We start from the raw sequence: 19,329 nt of genomic DNA on the forward strand, positions 1-19,329 counted from the left end.
CCCGCTGCCGGCTGCCAAACGGCGCTGCCTTCCCGCTGCCGGAGCTTCCACACGTCGGGCGTTGGGACGGCGCGCCCGGGTCGGATGAGGGCGAATGAACGACGATCGGGTGGACGGTCAACGCCGGCTCCGCTGGCCGTTCCCAGCGGCCATTGCGCAGGATCATGCCGCCGCCCCACTGTCCGGCCCACCAGTCGCTGCTGTCGAACAGCATCGAGCACACCCACCGGGCGAAAGCCGCGCACGGGCCGAGCCCTGCGGCAGACAGGAGGTCAACGAATCGGCTAGCGCTGGCCAAGGCGTCACGGCGCCGCCCTTGCGCCCAGCACGCCAGGTAGGTGCGCCACACCTCGGCCAAGGGGCCGTCGGGCAGCGGTGAAGCGGCGAGCTGATCCCGGCTCAGATGACGCACGTGGAGATCCTCCCCGACATCCGTCGAGTGGCTGGCCGCAGTATGCCGGCTCAGCTCCGCAGCCCGGCCATGCGACGAGCGCCGGATGCGGCGGCGGCGCGCTGGGCTGGGCTGGGCGAGCGCTCGCTCATGCCGCCGACCGGGCGCCACGCCCGGTGGCGCGGTGCAGTGGGGGCGAACGCTCGGTCGTGCCGATATTCGAACGTTCGGCGAGACTTGGTTACTTCACCATCTGGAAGAGCGGATGCTGCAGCCATGAGGCGAGGAGATCGGCATCGACGACATGGCGCACAGCAACCTCGTCCCATGCCGTCCGGTAGGGGATCTCGTGCCACCGTCCGGAAAGCATGGCGGTAGTTGCCCGGGAACTTTCCTCCCATCGTCGGCGACCAGTGCTGGACTCCAGGGCCGATAGAGCGGAGACGCCCGGCGGTGGAGGTACCGGAAGTGGGCCGTCGAGATCGATGAGGCCGCCGTATCGGCGGGCTATCGCCACAGCGAGCTGGGCGAGAAACCGGTGGTCATCCTTGCCGTTGACTGCTGCGGCCAGGACGATCTCGGTGATCGGAAGGAAGCCCGCCGCACGCGTCAAGCAGGCCGCCTCATCAGCGTCGTCGCATTCGTAAGCATCGGGTTCGACGAGCATCAGCCCGGTCTGCGGCGACGGCTCCGCCATGTCGAGGTTGCGCGGTTCCCGAAGTACCCACCAGTTGTCTCTGTCCGGGCTGAGCGACTCCGACAGCCACGTTCGGAACTCCCTGACGTCGTCAGCAGTCCACTCGCCCGGCAGCAGAACTGCGGCGGAAGGTCCGGCCACGATGACAATCATGCAACACGGCTGAGGGCAACTGGCATCCGCTCACTGCGCAGACTCTTCCTGTCGGCGGTCTCGTCGGGCACCGTGTCTGGTGCCGGCGATTTGGGGTCGTCGGCGCACCTGGTCTCCACCGGGCCACCGCCTCGTCCGCTTGACCGTGAGAGGTCCGGCATGAGTTCCGCGGGGCCCGGTGGTCCCAGGGCACGTATGACTGGCGACAGGGCTGCGCGCCGTCGAGCGCCGATCAGTGAGCGACCGGCTTCCGTGTCCTGAGACCACCAGGTGCCCACCTGCTGCTGCAACAGCAAGGAGGACACTATGAGTGTCGAACACCAGCCCTCGGTGCGTCGACCAACGGCGGGCATCGACTGGGCCAGTACTGAGCACGCCGTCGCGATCGTTGGCCCCGACGGTGTCGAGGTTCAACGGATGATCGTCGAGCACACCGCTGCGGGGCTGCGGAAGCTGCTGCGATGCCTGCAGCAGACCGGTGTGCTCGAGGTCGGTATCGAACGCCCCGACGGGCCCGTCGTCGAGGCCCTCCTCGATGCGGGGCTCACGGTCTTCGTGATCGCCCCGAACCAGATCAAGCACCTGCGCCGCCGCTACGGCGCAGCCGGCAACAAGGACGACCGCTTCGATGCCTACGTCCTGGCCGACACCGTCCGCACCGATCACCATCGCCTGCGTCCCCTCACCGTCGACTCTCCCGCGACACTCACGTTGCGGATGACCGTCCGCGCCCGCAAGGACCTCATCGCCGCCCGTGTCGCGATGGCCAATCAGCTCCGCGCCCACCTCGAACATGTTCTGCCCGGCGTGATCGGGCTGTTCCGCGACATCGACTCCGCGATCACCCTGAGCTTCCTCACCCGGTTCGCGACTCAGGACAAGGTCGACTGGCTGTCGCCACGCAGACTGCAGAACTGGCTGCGCAGCGTCTCCTACCCCAACCCGGCACGAGCCGGGCTGCTGCACGCCCATCTGCGTGCGGCTACCCGCGGGACCAACGGTCCTGAAGCCACCGCCCGGGCGCACGTCACCGCTGCGTTGGTGGCTGGGCTTACTGCCCTGCGGGAGCAGATCAGCGCGCTGGAGGAGCAGATCGAGATCCAGTTGCTGCAGCATCCCGACGCCACAGTGTTCACATCCCTGCCGCGGGCGGGGATCGTGCGAGCGGCCCGGCTCCTGGCTGAGATCGGTGACGCCCGCGGCCGCTTCCCGACGCCCGAGGCACTCACCTGCCTGGCCGGGGCCGCGCCCTCGACCAGGCAGTCCGGCAAGGTGAAAGTCGTCGGCTTCCGCTGGGCCGTCGACAAACAACTCCGTGCAGCGGTCATCGACTTCGCCGGCGACTCCCACCACGCCAACCCCTGGGCCGCCGACCTCTACCGGCGGGCCCGGGCTCGGGGCCACGACCACCCCCACGCCACTCGAATCCTCGCCCGCGCCTGGCTGCACGTGATCTGGCGCTGCTGGCAAGACGGCGTCGCCTACGACCCCACCCGCCACCGAGCTCTGCAGGCCGTCCTCGCCTGCCCCGCTTGACACAGGGCTACTCATGCCGCTGACAAAGCGCGGTGTCCGCGAGCGCGCTCATCACCGTCCCGTTCCCACTGTCGTCGGGTCGCTCGCCTCGTACCCGCGGGGCGGATCTGCGTTAGGCAGACTGTCCAGGCTGACGGCATGAGGCGGGAATCGGGGGAGCAGGTTGGGAGCAGCCGGGTGCACTGAACGGCGTTGAACTGCACTCAACGGCACCGAACGGCTCCCAACGGCGTACGTCGTGACCTGCGGTCTTGCGTTTTCGCAGGTCAGAGCGGGCGGAGCGTCCTGCTTCACACCGAAGAGGTCACTGGTTCGATCCCAGTATCGCCCACCGTGAATATTTGCAGGTCAGAAGCCCGTCGCTGGAATACCCGGTAACGGGCTTTTTGCCGTCTGCCCCTCAAATTGGGAGCAGATTGGGAGCAGCCCGCTCCCCGCGACGTCGGCGACCACCAGCGGCATGACGTTCGTGGCGCCGTTGCTGTGGGAGCCGGATTCAGTCACCGGCGGCGCATGATGGCGTAGACGATCCTGCTGCTGGCGAACTCGGAGACGGTGACGAGTTCCCACCCGAACTTCTCGAGCACTTCTGCCGCAGCCACCGCCTGGGTGACCTGATCGCCGCCGATTCCGTGGTGGGAGACGATGGACAGGAGCCGGTAGGGATACGCGCGCAGGTCGGCGTGGTTGCCGAGGATGGCGCTGGCGGTGACGGTGCGGGTGCGCGTGATCTGTTCGAGGGCTTCACGGGCGCTCATGCCGGCACCATAGCCGCTTGTTGCACGGACAGTTCCGGCCGATGACAGCGGGTATGTTCGTGGTCGTGCTGGTGTCGCCCCGTGTTCCCTGCCTGCTCGCTGCACTCGTCGTCTTCGCGGTCTCCGGCTGCGACGTCGGCGCGGACCCCCCGACCGCTGCTCCGTCGGCAGAGGCGCAGGTATCTACCGGTGTTCCCAGCGCCTCCACTTCGGCCCGCAGGCTCTCCTACACGGCGGTCAACGTGGACTTGTGTGCGCGTACAGATCTTGGGCCGCTGGCGGACCTTGGTGTGACGGTGACGCGAACCGACCCGAAGCCGCCTGCCGGACGGCCGGGGGCGGCGTGCCTGTTCGAGATGCGCACCAAGGCGGGTTATCAGGCGAACCTGCGGGTGGAGGCGTCCACTCCCGCGTCTGAGGGCGAGGCTCGCCTGCTTTACCGGGGTACCCGGCAGGCGACGGGCATGACGTCGGTGGGAGCGGTGGCGAACGTGGGGGAGGAGGCGGAGGCGTTCACGAAGCGGTCTGAGCCGGGGTTCCGGTATGCCGAGTACATGGTGCACGCCCGCAGCGGCAATCTGGTGGTGAAGGTGTGGCTGGCCGTGGGTGCTGCTTCCTACACGCCCACGCAGACGCTGGCCGGAAAATCCCTGACCTTCCTCAAGGCGACCCAGGCGTCCGTGCCCACCGCATGATGCCGCGGGCCTGCGCGCCGGCCGGCAGGGTGCGTGTCGGGCACGGCGGGTGTCGATGCCACCGCCCGGCCAGGAGCCTTATCCTCCGCCGGCCCCGCCATCCTGGAGGCGGGCGGAGATTGGCGCCCATACCGGAGGGGTGGGTTGCCGCTCAGCCGCGCACGGCTTGCGGCCACTGTCCTCCCGGCAGCTTCGAATAGTCCCCGACCTGGGTGGCGATGTCCCGCACGTTGCCCAACGCGTCTACGAACCGTTGCCCGATGGTGAGCAGGGTGTTCAGGCCGGCGGTCACGGAGTCGCCGACGGACTCTGCGAGGGTGGAGATGGCCCAGGGCAGGTCGATCACGGTGGTTGCCTCGGTCGCGGCCTGCACCAGCTTGCCGGCGAGGCCTGTGACGATCTTGGCTAGTTCGACGGCGTAGTCGACGTTCGCCTTGGCGATCTTGAACAGCCACTGGCTGATGAACTCTGACTTCAGCACGGATTCGTCGATGGCGGCCTTCTGTTTGACGGCCTTGGCGTTGTAGGCGCTCGCCGCGTCGCCGGTCCACTTGGCCAGGTTCTCGTCGACTGGTTCCGTGGTGACGAATGATAGGTCGGAGACGGGCCTCTTCACGTCGTTGACCCAGCGGAAGCTGGTATTGATCAACGAGAGTACCGGTAGTTGATGTTCCAGGGCCCGGTCGACGTGGTCGAGGACGGCGTTCAGAGCGCTGCGGGTGGCGTCCAGGTTGTGCTTGATCCACCAGAGCGCCGCCGGTCCGAGGAGCCACTTCCACTCTTTGACCTGGTCGACGATCTCGTTGAACTTGCCGACGGCGGTGTCGATGCCCGAGCGGATCTGGTCGAATGCCATGTTGAACGGCTCGCCGTACTCGATGTCGGAGGTTCCAGGCTGCATCGGGTGTTCGTGTCCTTCGTCGTCAGGCGGTGTAGATCGTGTTGAGGTCGAGGGCGACTACCTTGTCGGCGCGGTCGTATTCGTCAGCGACGCGCCGGAGCGCTCCGCCGATCTGCTCGAACTCGGTGACGGCGCCGCCGAGGATGTCGATCATGAAGGTGTGGAAGTCCCGGTAGGCGACCGAGTGGATGAGGACGTTCGCGTCGCCGATGAAGAAGGCCGATGCGTCGAGGTGCAGCTGCTCGGCTGCGCTCTTGATCGCGGCGACCTGGTCGGACAGCTTCAGCCACTTGCCGCCCTCGGCGCGGACAGAATCGGTGATGACGTTCAGTTCGTTCATGCGTACACACCTCAGGAACGGTTGCGGGCGCGGGCCAGTGTGTAGGTCTGAAACAGGGATCGGGCCTCGAACTGCACCTGGCCCACATCCATGCGTGCGATGCGGGCGACATCCTGTGTGATGGCGACGATGCTCCCGCCACGCAGGCGAAGCGTCAGACAACCGTGCGGGCTGGACATTGCCTGCTCGGCGTCGACGTTCGGCTCGTGGGCCAGCCGTTGGAGATCCGCATCGATCTCGTGCAGCGTGCGCCAGGTGCGACGCAGCCAGAGGTGCTCCTCGTCGACGTGATCATCTTGACCGGCGTCCGATGCCGGGGCCGTCGGCGGCGGCGTGTCCTGGTCTGTCTGCAACTCTCGTAGTGCTGCTGCCTCAAGTGCTGTCTGCAGCGCTGCGGTGTAAGCCTGAAAGAGGGCGTCAGCGAGTCCGCCTACGCCGAGCTGGCTGCGCCAGTCTTGGGAAATGGACACGTCTTCGACGTCGCGGTGCCCGTCGACGAGCACCGCGATGGATCCGGTCCGGTCCTGGCCCGTGTGGGTACCTGGCGCCTGGCGGGTGTCCGTCTTCAGGTAGGCCTGTTGAGCCTGTGCCCGCAGCTCCGTGTCGCTGCCGAGGACGTCGAGGCTTGCCAGGGACAGGCGCACGCTCCGTCTGTCTCGCCGCATTCGTCCCCCGGGTGTCCTCGCACAACGAGCGCTTTCTGTGATTCGCCTGTCACGGCGAAGCACGACCCACCGTACGTGAAGGACGCCCACCCATGGGGTTCCGTAGATGCCAGACCCCTCTGCCCTGGGACAGGAGACGAGGATGCGGTTGTCAGAGGGAGGACATCCGGGTGCCGGGCTGCGTCGAGCTGGCTCTAGCCGGACGGTGGACGGGCAGGACTGGCTCCAGGGCTGGTCATCGGCTGGAACCTGATGCCGCCGGGGAGAACGACCTCGGTCTGCGAGATATAGCCGTTGCGGCTGAAGAGGCGGCGGGACGCGGGCGGAACTTCTGCCATGGCCGGCAAGCCGATGCGGTCGAGCCTTTGGCGGTGGTGAGCGAGCAGGGCGTCACCGAGGCCCTTTGTGTGTGTACGTGTGTTGGCGCGGGCTATGTCCAGTACTACAGATGGCAGGGAACATCAACTGGCTCAACAAGCTCCGCGGCGCCATGGAACGATCGATGATGTCGGCCCTGGCAGCCGCCTTTTCCGCCCCGATCGGGCGGACGGGATCTGCGCGGCCGTGTTTGACTGCCCGGCATGGAGCTGCACGTCGGTGAGCTGAGGTTGCCCGCCATCCTGGACCTGCCGGCCGGCCCCGCGCGCGGCAGCCTGGTGGCGTTGCACGGGTCCCATGCCGACCAGCGGTCGTACTTCCTGTACGAGCACCTGGCCCGGCTGCTGCCACCGGCCGGGATCGCGGTGCTGCGGTACGACCGACGCCCCCGGGTGGACGGTCGCGATGTGCCGCTGACTGCACAGGCCGATGACGCGGCGGAGGCTCTCGAGCTGCTGCGCCGGCAGGTGGGGGACGTCCCAGTTGGGCTCTGGGGTTTCAGCCAGGGGGCCTGGGCGGCTTCGCTCACCGCCAGCCGGCACCCGGTCGACTTCCTCGTGCTCATCGGGTGCAGCGGGGTCAGTCCCGCCGCGCAGATGCGGTACGCGACCGCCGAGCAGCTGCGCCGGCACGGGTACGGCGAGGCCGACATCGCCGAGGTGGGCCGGCTGCGCCGTACCGCGGAGGCGTACCTGCGCGGCGAGGTGTCCCGCCCGACCGCTCAGGCGGAGCTGGACGTCGCCGTCGAACGGCCCTGGTTCCCACTGGTGTTTCTGCCGAGAGAGCTGCCCGAGCCGGGCTCGTGGGCTGACATGGACTTCGACCCGGAGCCGGTCTTCGCGACGGTGTCCTGCCCGGTGCTGCTCTGCTACGGCGAGACCGACGGATGGACGCCCATCGAGGAGAGCATGGCGGCGTGGCGCCGGGCCGCCGGCGGCGGTGATCTGAGCGCGGCCCGGCTGGCCGGTTGCGACCACCTGCCCACCCTCGACGAGGGCGAGACCCCGGACCGCATCAGCGCGCAGTACGAGAACGTTCTGCTCGACTGGCTCGGCGACCGGCTTCCGAGCCGGAGGTGACGTGTGACGACCGACTGGCCGCCCCGCCGGCCCTGAAGTAGGTCCGACGCCGCAGCGGCCCTGGGGCGCGGCGGTGGTCCTGTGCGGGTGGGCGGCCGCGTTCTCGAGGGCCCCTGGTTGCCTGCTGAAGAGACGACGTCAGTGCAAGGAATGGAGAAGCTTGCCGGGGCGACGCGGGCCCAGCGAGGAAGCCCGCCAGCAGGCCGGCACACTCACGCATAGTGCCGATTATGTGCGCACCGGTGCTACCCGGGTCAACGACCACCATGGTCAACAACGGCGCACTAGGCCCGCTCGACCTCGCGCAGCATCAGCGCAAGACTCTGCGATCGCCGCTCAGCCGGTAGCGCCTCCCACGCTCGCCGCGCGTACGCGGCGCCGCCGGCCCGGTCGCCGGCCTTCGCCATCGTCAGGCCCCTGTGTAGCTCAATATGCGTTGCGAAGCGCGGAAGCCCGGCCGGTCGCGTCCGGTCAGCCTCCTCCTGAGCCTCGCGGCCCAGGTTGGGTAGCCCGAGGCGGGCGTAAAGCATGCTGCGGAAGGTGGCCATGCGCCAGGGCGGTACCGCCGTGTCCGAGACCTCGCCGTCGGGGGAGGCGACCCGATCGAAGGCCCTGCGTGCCTCGGTGTCGAGTGCGATAGCGCTGGCCTGGTCTCCGCGTCCCGCCGCCACGTGCGCCCGTGCCATGAGCGCCTGAACGCGCCCGAGCGACGGTCGGTCGGACAGGCCGACGGCCTGGTCCGCGTACCGGCGCGCCGTTGGCAGTGCCGCGCCCTCGTACGCGAGCGCGATCGCCGCCCGGCCGCGAACCCACACGCGGACGCCGAGGTCGTCGGACCGGTCGGCCGCCGTGGCAGCGAGGTCATACCAGCGGATCGCCTCGGCGGGATTCCCCGTCGTTTTGCCGTAGGTCACGAGCGCCCGCGCGGCGTGCGACCACATGCGGGGCGTGTCGAGGTGCTGCTGAAGGATCACGAGGTCGCTCGCGAGCCGGGCCTGAAGTAGGGCGGCGCCGACGGCCATGTAGTCCCGGCCGTACTGGTCGACCCGCTCGCGCCAATCCTCGTCTGAACCTCGGCCGTCGAGTGCGGCACTGAAGCCCGCTCGGATGAGTTCGCCAGCCACGACTGGTCCGACGACGCCGGCCGCCAGGCCGAGCACTTCCCGCCGGTTCATGTCTACCTCCCCGAGCGCCCGCGCGTATGCGAGCACGATGTCAGGCGTCGCGGCACGTCGCCCAGCCTCGACGTTGCTCAGGTGAGATGCCGAGTAGCACGACCGGGCCGCTACCGAGGCGAGCGTGACGCCAGCCTCGGTACGAGCCTGCCGCAACTGCGCGCCGAGGTCGTCCATCGGGGCCCCCTGTTGAAAGCTCGTGAAAGCGCGATCGCCTTCCGAGAGTAGTCCCGCGCTCACGAGACTGTGGACATGCGGAACCGCTGACGTGGCCCGAACCGTCGGCGGGACCTGCACGGGGCCGCCTCGGCGAGACGGTGGGGCGGCCCCCTTCAACCGATGAAGGAGGCCCCGCCCGTGCGAATCCTGTTCCGGCGTTGCCAGCCCGCCCCGAGGCCGCCCTCGCTAGCGCGCCGGGACCTGATTCCAGGCGTTCTCGGGGAAAGGAGGCCGGTGGTGAGCGTGACGATCGGCAAAGTGCTCAGCGTGCCCAGCGCTTGGTGGCAACCTCGACGCGGCACCGGTGCGCAAGCCAAAGAGGCGGCGGGCCAGGAATTCGAGCCCGGACAGATCCATTCGGCCAGCAGAGGCTCTCGACCCTCGTGGGCGCAGCAGCCGACCCACCTTTACCCGAGGGTCGGGCCGCTGATGACCCTTGGGCAGCGCACCCTCTACCGGGTGCCGGGGCGGCCCCGGTGAGCGGGATCCTCGTCCATGCCATCACTGCCGCCGCCACGGCCTGGGCCAACTCGGTCGCTCTCCTGCACCGGATGCCCGGGGGCCGCCCTCACGCCAGGGTGTGCATCTCCTGCACCTCACCCGGGACCTGCGAGGAGAACGAATGGGCCGAGAGCTACCTCGCCCAGGTCGTCGCAGACGCCGCCGCCCGACAGCCGGCGTGACGGCCGTCGGCCTGTCACTGCCGCAGACGGCCGCGCGGGTGGTCCTGCTGGCTCGCATCGTGGCCACCTATCACTGGCCGAACGCCCGCGGTCGGTGCCCACGTTGCGGCGTGGCCAACTGCCTGCCACTGCGCATCGCCCGAGACGTGCTGCGACGGCGATCCCGGCCGCCGGCGCCCGTCCTGACGGGAGACCCTCGGTGAGGCGACTGGAGATCGGCTACAGCTGCTGGGGGTTCCTCGGCGCCGGCGTCGTTGACACCCCCGACGGCTCGCGCTCGTACCGGGCCCCTCTGATAGACGCGCTGGAGATCGCCGGTCATCTCGTGACGCTGCTTCAGGCCAACCGGGACCTCGACGAGGCCGGCCTCGACCTGCGCGACGCGTACAACTTCAACAGCGGCCTGCCCGACCTCGACGTCGTGATGTTCGAGTGGCGGTGGCCGCTGCCCGCCCGCAACACCACGGCCTGCGGCAGCCCCGGTCACCACTGCGACCTGCACCGACAGACCGAGCTGATCGAGCACTACACCCTCGCCGGCGTACCCACCATCATCTGGGACCTCGATCGACGGCTGCCCGCCGACGACCCGCTGCGCGCACTGCCCAACGTGCGGGTGTGCGAGTTCGCCACCCGACCCACGCCGGGCGCGACCACCACTTTCTGCCCGGTGCCCGACTCCCGGCTCGACGCGGCCGACGCCTACGAGTTGGCGCAGCTTCACCGGCCCACGCCGCTGGTGTACGTCGGGAACCAGTACGACCGCGACGAGCACTTCGACCGGTACTTCGCCGGCCCGGCCGCCCACGTGGGCCACCGTGTCGCGGGGAAGTGGACTCGCACCCAGGCGTGGCCGCACGTCAACTTCACCGGTCGGTGCGCTTTCACCGAGGTCGACCGGATCCACCGCGGCGGGCTGGCCACCGTGATGCTGCTGCCCGACCGGTACGCCGCCGTCGGCCACATCACGCAGCGGCTGTTCGAGGCGGTCCTCGCCGGCTGCGTGCCGCTGATGCCGGCCGACGTCGTTGACGGGCACCGCTTCGTCCCCGACGAGCTCATCGTCGGCAACGGCAAAGACGTCGTCGAGCGGGTCGAGTACCTCCAGCGCATCGCCGGGACCGTCACCCACGCCGGGCTGATCTACCAGTGCCTGCGCTACCTCGACCAGATGCGGCTGTCCCGCCAGGCAGCCGTCTTCCAGCAGGTCATGACCGACCTGATGTCCACCCCCGAGTGAGGGAGACGCCCATGGTCTTCGGACCCGAGTTCGGCAGCTTCCAGCCGGCGTACCTGGCCGTGCTGCGGGAGATCGCCACCAGGCACCGTTTCGACACCTGCGGGCGAGGTAAGGACGCCCTGGAGATCATCAACACCAGCTTCACCGTCACCGACCCCGTCGACCGGATCGTCTACCTCGCCGCCCGCAAGGCCAACGTCGTGTTCAACCACGCCGAGGCCCTGTGGTACCTGACCGGCCGCGACGACGTCGACATGATCTCCTACTACGCGCCGCAGCTGCGGAATCTGTCCGCCGACGGCGCCCGGCTCACCGGCACCGCCTACGGGCCCCGCCTGTTCCGCCCCGGCCAGCCCGACGCGCACAGCCAGTTCCAGCGGGTCGAGCGGCTGCTCGGCGACGACCCGGACACCAAGCGCGCCGCCATGGTGATCATGCGCCCCGACGAGCTGGTCGACCCCGCCAACCCGGACGTGGCCTGCACCCTCGGCCTGCAATTCCTCCTGCGCAACGGACAGCTGCACATGTCGGCCTACATGCGCGGCAACGACGCCGTCATCGGCCTGCTGGGCGACACGTTCGCCTTCACCTTCATCCAGGAGTTCACCGCCCGCCGCCTCGGCGTCGGCATCGGCAGGTACGCCCACCACGTCGGCTCGATGCACATCAACAAGCTGGACGTGGACAAGGTCGACGCCATGCTGGCCGAGGCGACCGGACCGCTGCCGAACCGCCGCTTCCCGGTCGACCAGATGCCCGCCACGAGCTGGGAGACCATCCGGGAGGTCGCCGCATGGGAGCAGGTGCTGCGCGACGACCGCGACCAGCTCACCCCCGGCCGGCTGACCACCGTGCGCGTCGACCCGTACTGGCGGCGGGTGCTGGCGCTGTTCGAGTTCTACCGACAGATCGTGCACAACCCCGGCAAGCCCGTCGGCCGGGACATCCTCGCCGAGCTGCACCCGGGGCACTGGTGGCTGGTGGCCAACCGGTGGCCCGAGCGGGTGCCCGCCTTCCCCGGGAGCCGGGCATGACCGACGACACCGCCGCCGTCGACTGGTCCCGCTGGACCGTCATCCTGCTCAAGCCGGACTGCGTCCGCCGCGGCCTCGTCAGCGAGGTCCTGCAGTGGATGCGCGGTCTCGTGACCATCGTCGACTCCCACACGGTGATCCCCACCGAAGACCAGGTGTTCGCCCACTACGCCGACATGCTGCCCCTGTCCGAGCAGCTCGGCCGCGACGTGCCCGCCGAGCTGCGGCGCATCTTCATCGGCAACCGGGTCGTCGTCGCCCTCGGCTACGGCGAGAACGCCGCCGAGCGGGTACGCGCCGTCGTCGGCGTGACCGACCCGGCCAGCGCCCCCAGCACCACCGTCCGGGGCCGCTACGCCAAGGACAGCCTCGACAAGGCGGTGGCCGAGGGCCGCCTGGTCGACAACCTCATCCACACCTCCGACCACAGCGCCGTGGTCGAACGGGACTTCGGCATCTGGTACGGACCCCAGCGCACGCACCTGCTGCGCCCACCCGCCGCCTGAGGAGGCGCCCGATGACCCAGGTCCCCGTCCAGATCAGTTCAGGCCCGCGCCAGCTGAAGCTCATGCCGGCCGCTGAGCAGGCCCGCCTCGACCCCTACATGCAGCTGATCGTCGGCTACCGCAAGTCCGGGCTGTCGCTGAACCACATCGTCGGCTGCCCGCTCGACTGCGGGTACTGCGTCCGCCACTTCTGGGGAAACTTCGACGACAAGACCCCGACGCTGCTGGTGCCCACGCAGGAGGCCATCGAGCTGCTGATCGGACACGAAGCGTTCCGGCCCCACGTCACCCCGATCCAGCTGTTCAACAAGGCCACCGACCCGTTCCTGCCCGGCGTGAAACCTCACCTGTTCCAGGTTCTACGGGCCCTCGACGAGCGCGGGTACACCAACCAGGTCCTCATCATCACCAGGTTCAAGGTCACCGGCCAGGACATGGAGATCCTGGAGTCGCTGCGCCACCTGAAGGTGACCCTGCTCTTCACCTACTCCGGCATCCAGGACGACCGGGTCGAGCCGATCACGAAGAGCGCCATCACGATCAACTCGATCTACACCGCGGTCGCCCACAAGAAGCGCACCGGCGTGGTGCTGTACTGGCGGCCCATCGTCCCCGGCTGGAACACCGCCCCCGAAACCATCGACCACGTCCTGGAGGTCGCCGGCGACGTCGATGCCGCCGTGTTCACCGGCTACTACCACAAGCCGGAGAACGCGGCCTACCTACGCCAGCTCGGCGTAGACGTGCCGTACGGCGACGACTACGCCCGCCGCAAGACCCTCCCGCGCGAGATCGACAAGCTGATCGTCGGCGCGTGGAAGGCGTCCGGCATCAAGACGCCGCTGTTCCGCAAGACCAGCTGCGGCGTCTCCTACGCCCACGGCGTGGCTGACTACAACGGCCACTGGGGCGTCAACGAGCTGTGCAACATCTGCCCCGCCACGCAAAAGCAGCGCTGCATCGACGACTACCGCGACCCCACCGAGCAGGAGGTCAAGGACGTACTCGACATGCTCGGGTACGACAGCACCGTCCTCGTCGAACCCGGCCACGTGTGGACCCACGGCCTCGGCGAGCAGAAGCGGTACGCCGTCCAACACCACCTGCGCCACCAAATCTGGGAGGCGAACCAGCCGCACTACCCCGGCGCGCACGGCCGCCAGCTCCTCGGCCACGAGGTGGATCCGCGCCAGGTGGAAAGGTTCGCCGCGGTCCGGGCGGAACTCGTCGAAGCCGTGAAGTATGGAGACGACGACTAACCCAGAACGGGGGAGAAGCATGAGCGGCAGCCCGAGCGACCCCTGGACCACCGCCAGCCTGGTCGTCATCGACCTGGAAGGCACCGGCGCCCAGGACCGCGACGACGAAGCGATCCTCGAGATCGCGCTCGTTCCGCTCGTCGCCGGGCTGCCGGACATGCCCACCAGCTACACCACCCTGATCAACCCCGGCCGGCCAATCGCAGCCCGCCCGTGGCTCTCACCCGGGCTCACCGACGCCACGCTGCGCCACGCCCCCGCCCTCGCCGACATCGAGCCGCACCTCGCCGACCGGATCAACGCCCGCTACCTCGTCGGCCACAACGTCTCCGTCGACTGGCGGCTCCTGCACCGCCAGCTCCCGGCGCTCCGGCCGGCCGGCCTCATCGACACCCTGCGCCTCGCGAAGGCGCTGACGATGGGCCGCTCCCGCGCTTTGACCGCGCTCATCCACGAGCTGAGGCTCACTGGCCGGGTCAACGCGGCCGCACCCGGCTCGCAGCCACACCGCGCGCTCTGGGACACCACCGCGACGGCGCTACTGCTGCCCGAGCTCGTCACCCGCCGTTGGCCCACCGCGCCCACGCTGGAAGAACTGCTCGCCGAAGCCGCTTTTCCCCTTAACCCCGAGAAGCAGCCCACCGCACGTCAGCCCGCCCTTTTCTAAATCCTGCCCGCTGGTGCCCGCTCGGCTGCTCGGACGGCCCCGACCTCGCACTTCGCGCGGACCGGTTGGCGTCCATCCTCCCTGGTGAGGTTGGCTGCCATCACGACCCCGGTCCGAACCACACGGTCTTCCGCGACGGACAGCCGGTCGCGTTCATCGACTTCGACTTCGCGGCACCTGGCCGCCCATTGAAGGACGTCCAGGTACATGGCGTGGGCCTGGTGCATCTCGTCACGGCCCGACCGGGACCCGCGACAAACAAGCCCGCCAGGTGCGGATTCTGGCCGACGCCCGCACGGCGGTACTGGATCAAGCTTTAGAGACAGGTCAACTTGGGGAGGATCTCGTCGGGTGGCGGCCTCAGATTTGCCCGCCATCCGGGACAATGACAACCGGACCATCGTCCCGAACCAATGAGGTCGGCGTGCGGAGCGGCTGACCTGGTGCCCCCGGCAGGATTCGAACTGCGGCACACGGTTTAGGAAAGGGCTGCACTGACGGGAGTCATCGCCCCCTTCACCTGGGGCTTCATGCCTGCGATGCCGCTGGCTCTTCTTGATCATTCCGTGCATGCTCCGGATCAAGCGTCGCCGACCTGACCCGCAGTTGGTTAACCACCCTTCTCTCGTTCATCACGACATACGCGACAACTGTCAGGACCAGCGGAGCTGGCAGGAGGTGCAGGGGCGAAAATCCGTTCCGTGTGGCCCCAATTCCGGCGCCCCCGAGGGCGACAACGACGTACACGAAGACGTCGAGGACATGCCCTCTCGGACCGAAGAGGACGTAGTGGCCGGGGCGCGACCTATCAAAGCGGCGGTGCTGCTCCATGCCGAGTAGCTTCTCGATCTCTTTGAGCCGGTGAAGCTTGTAGAGGTAGATCTGCCTGTAGTGATGGGCGAAGAGCGCCCAGGCAGACATGAGCAGCGCCGCGAGCATCGCGCCCGCGGCCACGACCGCCGGCTCTAGAGGCTGTTGGACAAGCAGGCCCCAGAAGACGAACACGCCGGCTAGGAGAAACGATCCCGACTGCCATCGGAAGGCGTCGTAGTGCAGGTAGGTCGCTTGGCATGACGAGTACTCGGCCAGAAGATTCTCACGATCGGCCATGCAGTCTCCTCAGCGGTTCAAGGCTGGACCGAGGGATCACCTCGGGGCCTTAGACCCGGGTTGGTTGAAGGGTAGAGCCCTTCGTCGACCTCTGGGGCTGCGACATCTCGCCTACAAGGCGTTTGGGGCCAGAGTCGCAGAGTCCGCTGACGTCCGTCGGCTCCGGCCCGTAGGCGAGATCGGTACGAGGCTGTCCGGCCTGGGCCGCGACCGTTGATGTCAGGGGTTGATGTCAAGCCGCCGCTGCAGGTCCGCTGCTCTCGGCCGGCCCGACAGATTCGTCGCCGGATGCGGCAATGGCGGATCTAGGTTTAGCTGCGATCATGCGTCCAGCAGCATCCTGGCGCGCTCCGTGAGCAATGGGATCAGCCGCTGTCGCCAAGCGTCGAGATTGATCATCCCACTGGACATGCCGCCGTGGGCGTATTGCTTCCGGTACATCGACGACGCCGGTTCGGTGACGAGGTCAAGACCCAGGAGCTCACCGAACGCCGCGTGCAGTAGGGCGACCACCTCGTCGATCGATGCCGGGATGTCTTTACCAGATAGGTGCTTCCGAAGGGCTGCCCATACGTAGGGGTCACCACGCAGGCCCCAGGTTGCCGGCTCGGGGTCGAAGAGGTCGTTCATCTTCACAACCGCTGCATCGTCGTGCGCCACGGTGACAGTCTCGTGCAAGGTTGGAGCTCGCCCGGTGCCTGCGGTTAGCTGACAGGGCTTCACAGCCTAGGCCGCAGCTTTCGCTGCCTCCTTGCTGCCTCCACCGCTACCGGGCAATCGTCACGCCCGACGCCCTCGCTAGGCGGAGTCGACGAAGGACGTAGCCTCCGCCGGGCTAACGTTCCGCTCGCTACGGACCGCAAAGATCGCCTCCTTGCGGCGTCCCCTGTCCCTAAGATCCCGCACTCGGCTGGCCAATTCAGGTCCGCCAGGCATCGGGAAATCCGGAAGTACCTCTCCAGATCGAAGACGCGACGCCGCCTCCCACGCTTCGGATCGATCAAGCTGAGCCTGCCTCCGCAGCACGCGCACGGCATGGCGGAAGCTGCCTGTCTCGATCAGGTCGTGAGCGCGAACTTGTATGGCGACTGGCACGAACAGGGGTAGCTCGTAGGAAACCCGCACCTTGCCCGGCCGCCATCGAAGCACGTGCCGATCATAGGCGCTCTGTGAGCAGGCTGATCGGCTCGCTTGCCCCAAGCTGTCGTTCTTCGCAGTCCTAGCGGGAGCCGGTTGCTCGTGTGATGAATCGCCGGACCGAGCCGGCGATGAAGGCGACTGCGGCGGCAGGGAGGCCCACGCCGATCCCGATCAGGAGCGCCGACGAGTCGTTGGCAGCAAGGGCCACCCCGAAGCCGACAGCGACCAGTCCGCCGGCGACGGCGACGACCTGGCCGATGAGACCGAGACGGCGGGCCAGGCCGAGCAGGTTCACGTTCATACTTCCCGGCTGGCAGGCGGTGACACGTCGACAACACTGCACTTTCGGAGCTTCCTCCGTGCCGGCGTCTGTCAGCGTGCTGCCGTCCGGTGGCGTTGCTGTCAGCGCGGATCATCTAGACGTCCAGACGATGCGCATCCCTCGATCTGCCATGCAGTCTCTGACCATGGTGGCTGTTCTCTGGAGCGACTTCGACATCGCGGACCGACTCGATCGGCAAGCTGCGTACGGCCAACCACTGCAGTTCTCTGAGGCTTGGCGGCGGGGGTCTTGGGAGGGTGGCGGAGGCCATCTTGCCGTGATCATCGACGAGGATCAGGTCCGGTGGATTGGTCGGGCTGAGGGCGGCAAGACAGTCACGAGCCGCGACCGGATAGTGAATGTCTCCGAGATCGAGGAGGTTCCACCAGTCGCCTTGGCGACCCTGAAGCGCCTGATGCCCCAACGGCATCACGAGGCCCTCAATCGTAGGGGCATCCTGCCGTCCGGTGCCGCCGCTGCAGTACGGGACGCGCTGACGCAAGCCCTGCCTGATTTTGCCGGACTGCTTGATCGCCTCGAAAGGGGCTCGCTGCTTCTTCCCAGCGGCAAGCGGGGCGAGCTGCTAAATGAGCAGCGTGACGGCTTGGGGCTGCTGCTGGACATCGCAGGCATTGGGCGGCGACCAGTCCGCTCGTGGTCCGTTCCTCCCGTCGGCGTGCCATTCCTGGAAGGAATTCCACAGCGTGACACGATCGAAGATTTGCTGATCGCCCACGACATGGAGGTATTTCAGCCATGGTCACAGCTGCCGACATCGGACGTGGCCTGGCGGTCGTTTACCGACGGGCAACGCAGACTCTTCGTGATGAACGCCAACCGCACTTCGGTGGAAAAGACACTTGGCGTTGACGTGGTGTACTGGAATGAGCATTTCGACGCCTTTGTGCTAGTTCAGTACAAGAAGATGAGACCAGAGGGCGAGGGGCATGAGCGTCAGCTGACTTATCGCCCTGACGCGAATATCGAGGCCGAACTGCAGCGCATGCGCGCGGTAGACGAAGCGTGCGCAGTGCAGGACGGCGACTTTCGCCTGTTGGCAACGCCATGCTGGCTTAAGCTTTGCGACCCAAAACCCGTGGTCAAGGACCCATCAAAGCTCATCGGGGGCATGTACTTTGCCCGGGAGCATTTCGATCATTTGCTTCAGAACTGCAAGGGTCCGCGCGGGGGAACCCGCATCAGTTACACCAACGTGGACCGCTACTTCAACAACACCATGTTCGTAGATCTGGTCCGCGACGGCTGGATCGGCAGCCGCGGAGGAGGCAGTGCCCTTGTACAGACAGCTATTCAAGAGAGCCTGCAATCAGGACATGCCGTTCTGGTAGGGGTGCAGGCGCCGGCTCAACAATCCTGAGGAAGGTTGAGCCGCCTCGGCGTCATCACTAGCCGCGCCCTTCGGCGTCGATGGACGGTGCGCCTCCCCGCACACCGCCTGCCAACCCCGGCTAGGGATCTACGCAATACGAGTCGGCCCCGCCGGGCTGGTCCACCGCCCGGTCCTCCTGCGCAACCTGGCGCCCCGATCCGCCGTCGTCCGCTCAAGCTCGCCGGTTTGGCTGCTCAGTTGGCTGCTCCTCAAAGCCCGGGCTCTCCGCCTTTCAAGCACTGCACCCTCCATCCGGGCCGGTCCGTGCACTCAGGCCGGGGCAAGTTCGCTGCCAACAACCCCTTCCTGCTGGCGACTCCTATGTACTTGGCCGGAAGCTGGCTATGTGGGACATGACCTCGCGACCGACGGAATCTGGCGAGACTAGGGCGTCATCCAGCGCCTTGGCCATCGAGCCCTTGGTGACGAACATGGGAGCGAGTGCGACCCACCCCAAGACGGCGGCACGCACCAAGCGACGGAGGTCAACCAGGTCTACGCCTTGCGGAGGCTTCAGTCGCCCGTGGGCTCGGGCCGAGCGAATCCGATAATGACGAATGACCCTGTCTCTTAACTGGCGACGATCATCCGTCTCGGTTGCGGCGAGGATCGCAACTCGTTGAGCGAGACGTCGCGTCACGTCGTCATGGCTGCCCTCGTCATCAAACAAGCCTTCGAGGGCAGCTGTGAGCTGGACGGTTGCATCTGTCGGGTCCATGTAAGGCAGGAATTCACGCCGACTGTCGGACATCTCGCGGGTGGTCGTGTGATAGCTGACGTGAAGCAACCGGTCAACGGCGTGCCAGAACGCAGCGATTTGCCAATCCCTTAGACGGCGAGTGTTCAGATGATCATCCAAAGAACCAGCTAGCTGCGCGACCCGACTCAGCTCCGCGGTGTCATCCATGAAGGAGCGGGGCCGGTCAAGGCTCGGGTTTTGACCCTCTGACGTTGATTTTTCCGGTTCCGGCAGCGGGTCTCGGGCAGGCGT

20 protein-coding genes are annotated in these 19,329 nt (G+C 67.6%); 10 read left to right on the forward strand and 10 right to left on the reverse strand.

Going from position 1 to position 19,329, the window contains the following annotated elements:
* Positions 1-632: 632 nt before the first annotated feature.
* The gene (locus M2302_RS29460; protein WP_280841082.1) at positions 633-1,241 is read right to left on the reverse strand and encodes a DUF6368 family protein; all 609 of its coding nucleotides are present in this window, start codon (positions 1,239-1,241) and stop codon (positions 633-635) included.
* 306 nt (positions 1,242-1,547) lie between these two features.
* Here M2302_RS29460 and M2302_RS29465 point away from each other — a divergent pair, with 306 nt between their 5' ends.
* Positions 1,548-2,777 (forward strand): IS110 family transposase, encoded by a 1,230-nt coding sequence (locus tag M2302_RS29465; RefSeq protein WP_280841083.1) that lies wholly within the window; start codon positions 1,548-1,550, stop codon positions 2,775-2,777.
* 500 nt (positions 2,778-3,277) lie between these two features.
* Here M2302_RS29465 and M2302_RS29470 read toward each other — a convergent pair whose 3' ends face one another.
* The gene (locus M2302_RS29470) at positions 3,278-3,535 is read right to left on the reverse strand and encodes a transcriptional regulator (RefSeq protein ID WP_280841084.1); all 258 of its coding nucleotides are present in this window, start codon (positions 3,533-3,535) and stop codon (positions 3,278-3,280) included.
* Positions 3,536-3,552: 17 nt separating this feature from the next.
* On the opposite strand from M2302_RS29470, the gene M2302_RS29475 reads away from it, so the two are divergent.
* Positions 3,553-4,230 carry a hypothetical protein gene (locus M2302_RS29475; protein ID WP_280841085.1) on the forward strand — a complete coding sequence of 226 codons (678 nt, stop codon included), beginning with the start codon at positions 3,553-3,555 and terminating at the stop codon, positions 4,228-4,230.
* Positions 4,231-4,381: 151 nt separating this feature from the next.
* On the opposite strand, the gene M2302_RS29480 is transcribed toward M2302_RS29475, so the two are convergent.
* The 3 genes from M2302_RS29480 to M2302_RS29490 all read right to left on the reverse strand — a co-directional run bounded on the left by M2302_RS29480 (position 4,382) and on the right by M2302_RS29490 (position 6,115).
* Entirely contained in the window at positions 4,382-5,086 is a 705-nt protein-coding gene (locus M2302_RS29480; protein WP_280841086.1) for a hypothetical protein, read from the reverse strand.
* Between the two features lie 67 nt (positions 5,087-5,153).
* Positions 5,154-5,471, reverse strand: a complete 318-nt coding sequence (locus tag M2302_RS29485; RefSeq protein WP_280841087.1) for a hypothetical protein — start codon at positions 5,469-5,471, stop codon at positions 5,154-5,156.
* An 11-nt stretch (positions 5,472-5,482) separates the two neighbouring features.
* Positions 5,483-6,115, reverse strand: a complete 633-nt coding sequence (locus M2302_RS29490; protein WP_280841088.1) for a hypothetical protein — start codon at positions 6,113-6,115, stop codon at positions 5,483-5,485.
* A gap of 602 nt (positions 6,116-6,717) precedes the next feature.
* Here M2302_RS29490 and M2302_RS29495 point away from each other — a divergent pair.
* Positions 6,718-7,593, forward strand: coding sequence for an alpha/beta hydrolase (locus M2302_RS29495; protein ID WP_280841089.1), 876 nt, complete (start codon positions 6,718-6,720; stop codon positions 7,591-7,593).
* A gap of 284 nt (positions 7,594-7,877) precedes the next feature.
* On the opposite strand, the gene M2302_RS29500 is transcribed toward M2302_RS29495, so the two are convergent.
* Entirely contained in the window at positions 7,878-8,945 is a 1,068-nt protein-coding gene (locus M2302_RS29500) for a helix-turn-helix transcriptional regulator (RefSeq protein WP_280841090.1), read from the reverse strand.
* Between the two features lie 279 nt (positions 8,946-9,224).
* Between M2302_RS29500 and M2302_RS29505 the strand changes: the two genes are divergently transcribed.
* From M2302_RS29505 to M2302_RS29530, 6 genes are all read left to right on the forward strand, one after another.
* Positions 9,225-9,467, forward strand: coding sequence for a hypothetical protein (locus tag M2302_RS29505; protein WP_280841091.1), 243 nt, complete (start codon positions 9,225-9,227; stop codon positions 9,465-9,467).
* A 411-nt stretch (positions 9,468-9,878) separates the two neighbouring features.
* Positions 9,879-10,910 carry a hypothetical protein gene (locus M2302_RS29510; protein WP_280841102.1) on the forward strand — a complete coding sequence of 344 codons (1,032 nt, stop codon included), beginning with the start codon at positions 9,879-9,881 and terminating at the stop codon, positions 10,908-10,910.
* Positions 10,911-10,921: 11 nt separating this feature from the next.
* Positions 10,922-11,944 (forward strand): thymidylate synthase, encoded by a 1,023-nt coding sequence (locus tag M2302_RS29515; RefSeq protein WP_280841092.1) that lies wholly within the window; start codon positions 10,922-10,924, stop codon positions 11,942-11,944.
* Complete coding sequence (locus M2302_RS29520; protein ID WP_280841093.1) at positions 11,941-12,450, forward strand: nucleoside-diphosphate kinase; 510 nt, start codon at positions 11,941-11,943, stop codon at positions 12,448-12,450. Before M2302_RS29515 ends, M2302_RS29520 begins: the two co-directional genes overlap by 4 nt.
* Before the next feature lie 11 nt (positions 12,451-12,461).
* Positions 12,462-13,709 (forward strand): hypothetical protein, encoded by a 1,248-nt coding sequence (locus tag M2302_RS29525; RefSeq protein ID WP_280841094.1) that lies wholly within the window; start codon positions 12,462-12,464, stop codon positions 13,707-13,709.
* Positions 13,710-13,728: 19 nt separating this feature from the next.
* Positions 13,729-14,376: a 3'-5' exonuclease gene (locus M2302_RS29530; protein WP_280841095.1), complete on the forward strand. Its 648-nt coding sequence runs from the start codon at positions 13,729-13,731 to the stop codon at positions 14,374-14,376.
* 528 nt (positions 14,377-14,904) lie between these two features.
* On the opposite strand, the gene M2302_RS29535 is transcribed toward M2302_RS29530, so the two are convergent.
* From M2302_RS29535 to M2302_RS29545, 3 genes are all read right to left on the reverse strand, one after another.
* Positions 14,905-15,486 carry a hypothetical protein gene (locus M2302_RS29535; RefSeq protein WP_280841096.1) on the reverse strand — a complete coding sequence of 194 codons (582 nt, stop codon included), beginning with the start codon at positions 15,484-15,486 and terminating at the stop codon, positions 14,905-14,907.
* A gap of 321 nt (positions 15,487-15,807) precedes the next feature.
* Entirely contained in the window at positions 15,808-16,146 is a 339-nt protein-coding gene (locus M2302_RS29540) for a hypothetical protein (protein ID WP_280841097.1), read from the reverse strand.
* A gap of 559 nt (positions 16,147-16,705) precedes the next feature.
* On the reverse strand, positions 16,706-16,927 hold the full coding sequence (locus M2302_RS29545) for a hypothetical protein (protein WP_280841098.1): 222 nt from the start codon (positions 16,925-16,927) through the stop codon (positions 16,706-16,708).
* Between the two features lie 298 nt (positions 16,928-17,225).
* Here M2302_RS29545 and M2302_RS29550 point away from each other — a divergent pair, with 298 nt between their 5' ends.
* Entirely contained in the window at positions 17,226-18,326 is a 1,101-nt protein-coding gene (locus M2302_RS29550) for a hypothetical protein (RefSeq protein ID WP_280841099.1), read from the forward strand.
* A 331-nt stretch (positions 18,327-18,657) separates the two neighbouring features.
* On the opposite strand, the gene M2302_RS29555 is transcribed toward M2302_RS29550, so the two are convergent.
* A partial coding sequence (locus M2302_RS29555; protein ID WP_280841100.1) for a hypothetical protein occupies positions 18,658-19,329 on the reverse strand: 672 nt, incomplete at its 5' end.

Source organism: Micromonospora sp. A200, assembly GCF_029893845.1.
Taxonomy (GTDB): Bacteria; Actinomycetota; Actinomycetes; order Mycobacteriales; family Micromonosporaceae; genus Micromonospora; species Micromonospora purpureochromogenes.

Excerpts from the sequence above, each read along its gene's own strand:
- M2302_RS29495 (WP_280841089.1), top strand. The coding sequence starts at position 6,718 with ATGGAGCTGCACGTCGGTGAGCTGAGGTTGCCCGCCATCCTGGACCTG.
- M2302_RS29500 (WP_280841090.1), bottom strand. The coding sequence starts at position 8,945 with ATGGACGACCTCGGCGCGCAGTTGCGGCAGGCTCGTACCGAGGCTGGC.
- M2302_RS29480 (WP_280841086.1), bottom strand. The coding sequence starts at position 5,086 with ATGGCATTCGACCAGATCCGCTCGGGCATCGACACCGCCGTCGGCAAG.
- M2302_RS29470 (WP_280841084.1), bottom strand. The coding sequence starts at position 3,535 with ATGAGCGCCCGTGAAGCCCTCGAACAGATCACGCGCACCCGCACCGTC.
- M2302_RS29515 (WP_280841092.1), top strand. The coding sequence starts at position 10,922 with ATGGTCTTCGGACCCGAGTTCGGCAGCTTCCAGCCGGCGTACCTGGCC.
- M2302_RS29545 (WP_280841098.1), bottom strand. The coding sequence starts at position 16,927 with ATGAACGTGAACCTGCTCGGCCTGGCCCGCCGTCTCGGTCTCATCGGC.
- M2302_RS29465 (WP_280841083.1), top strand. The coding sequence starts at position 1,548 with ATGAGTGTCGAACACCAGCCCTCGGTGCGTCGACCAACGGCGGGCATC.
- M2302_RS29530 (WP_280841095.1), top strand. The coding sequence starts at position 13,729 with ATGAGCGGCAGCCCGAGCGACCCCTGGACCACCGCCAGCCTGGTCGTC.
- M2302_RS29460 (WP_280841082.1), bottom strand. The coding sequence starts at position 1,241 with ATGATTGTCATCGTGGCCGGACCTTCCGCCGCAGTTCTGCTGCCGGGC.
- M2302_RS29485 (WP_280841087.1), bottom strand. The coding sequence starts at position 5,471 with ATGAACGAACTGAACGTCATCACCGATTCTGTCCGCGCCGAGGGCGGC.
- M2302_RS29520 (WP_280841093.1), top strand. The coding sequence starts at position 11,941 with ATGACCGACGACACCGCCGCCGTCGACTGGTCCCGCTGGACCGTCATC.
- M2302_RS29535 (WP_280841096.1), bottom strand. The coding sequence starts at position 15,486 with ATGGCCGATCGTGAGAATCTTCTGGCCGAGTACTCGTCATGCCAAGCG.
- M2302_RS29525 (WP_280841094.1), top strand. The coding sequence starts at position 12,462 with ATGACCCAGGTCCCCGTCCAGATCAGTTCAGGCCCGCGCCAGCTGAAG.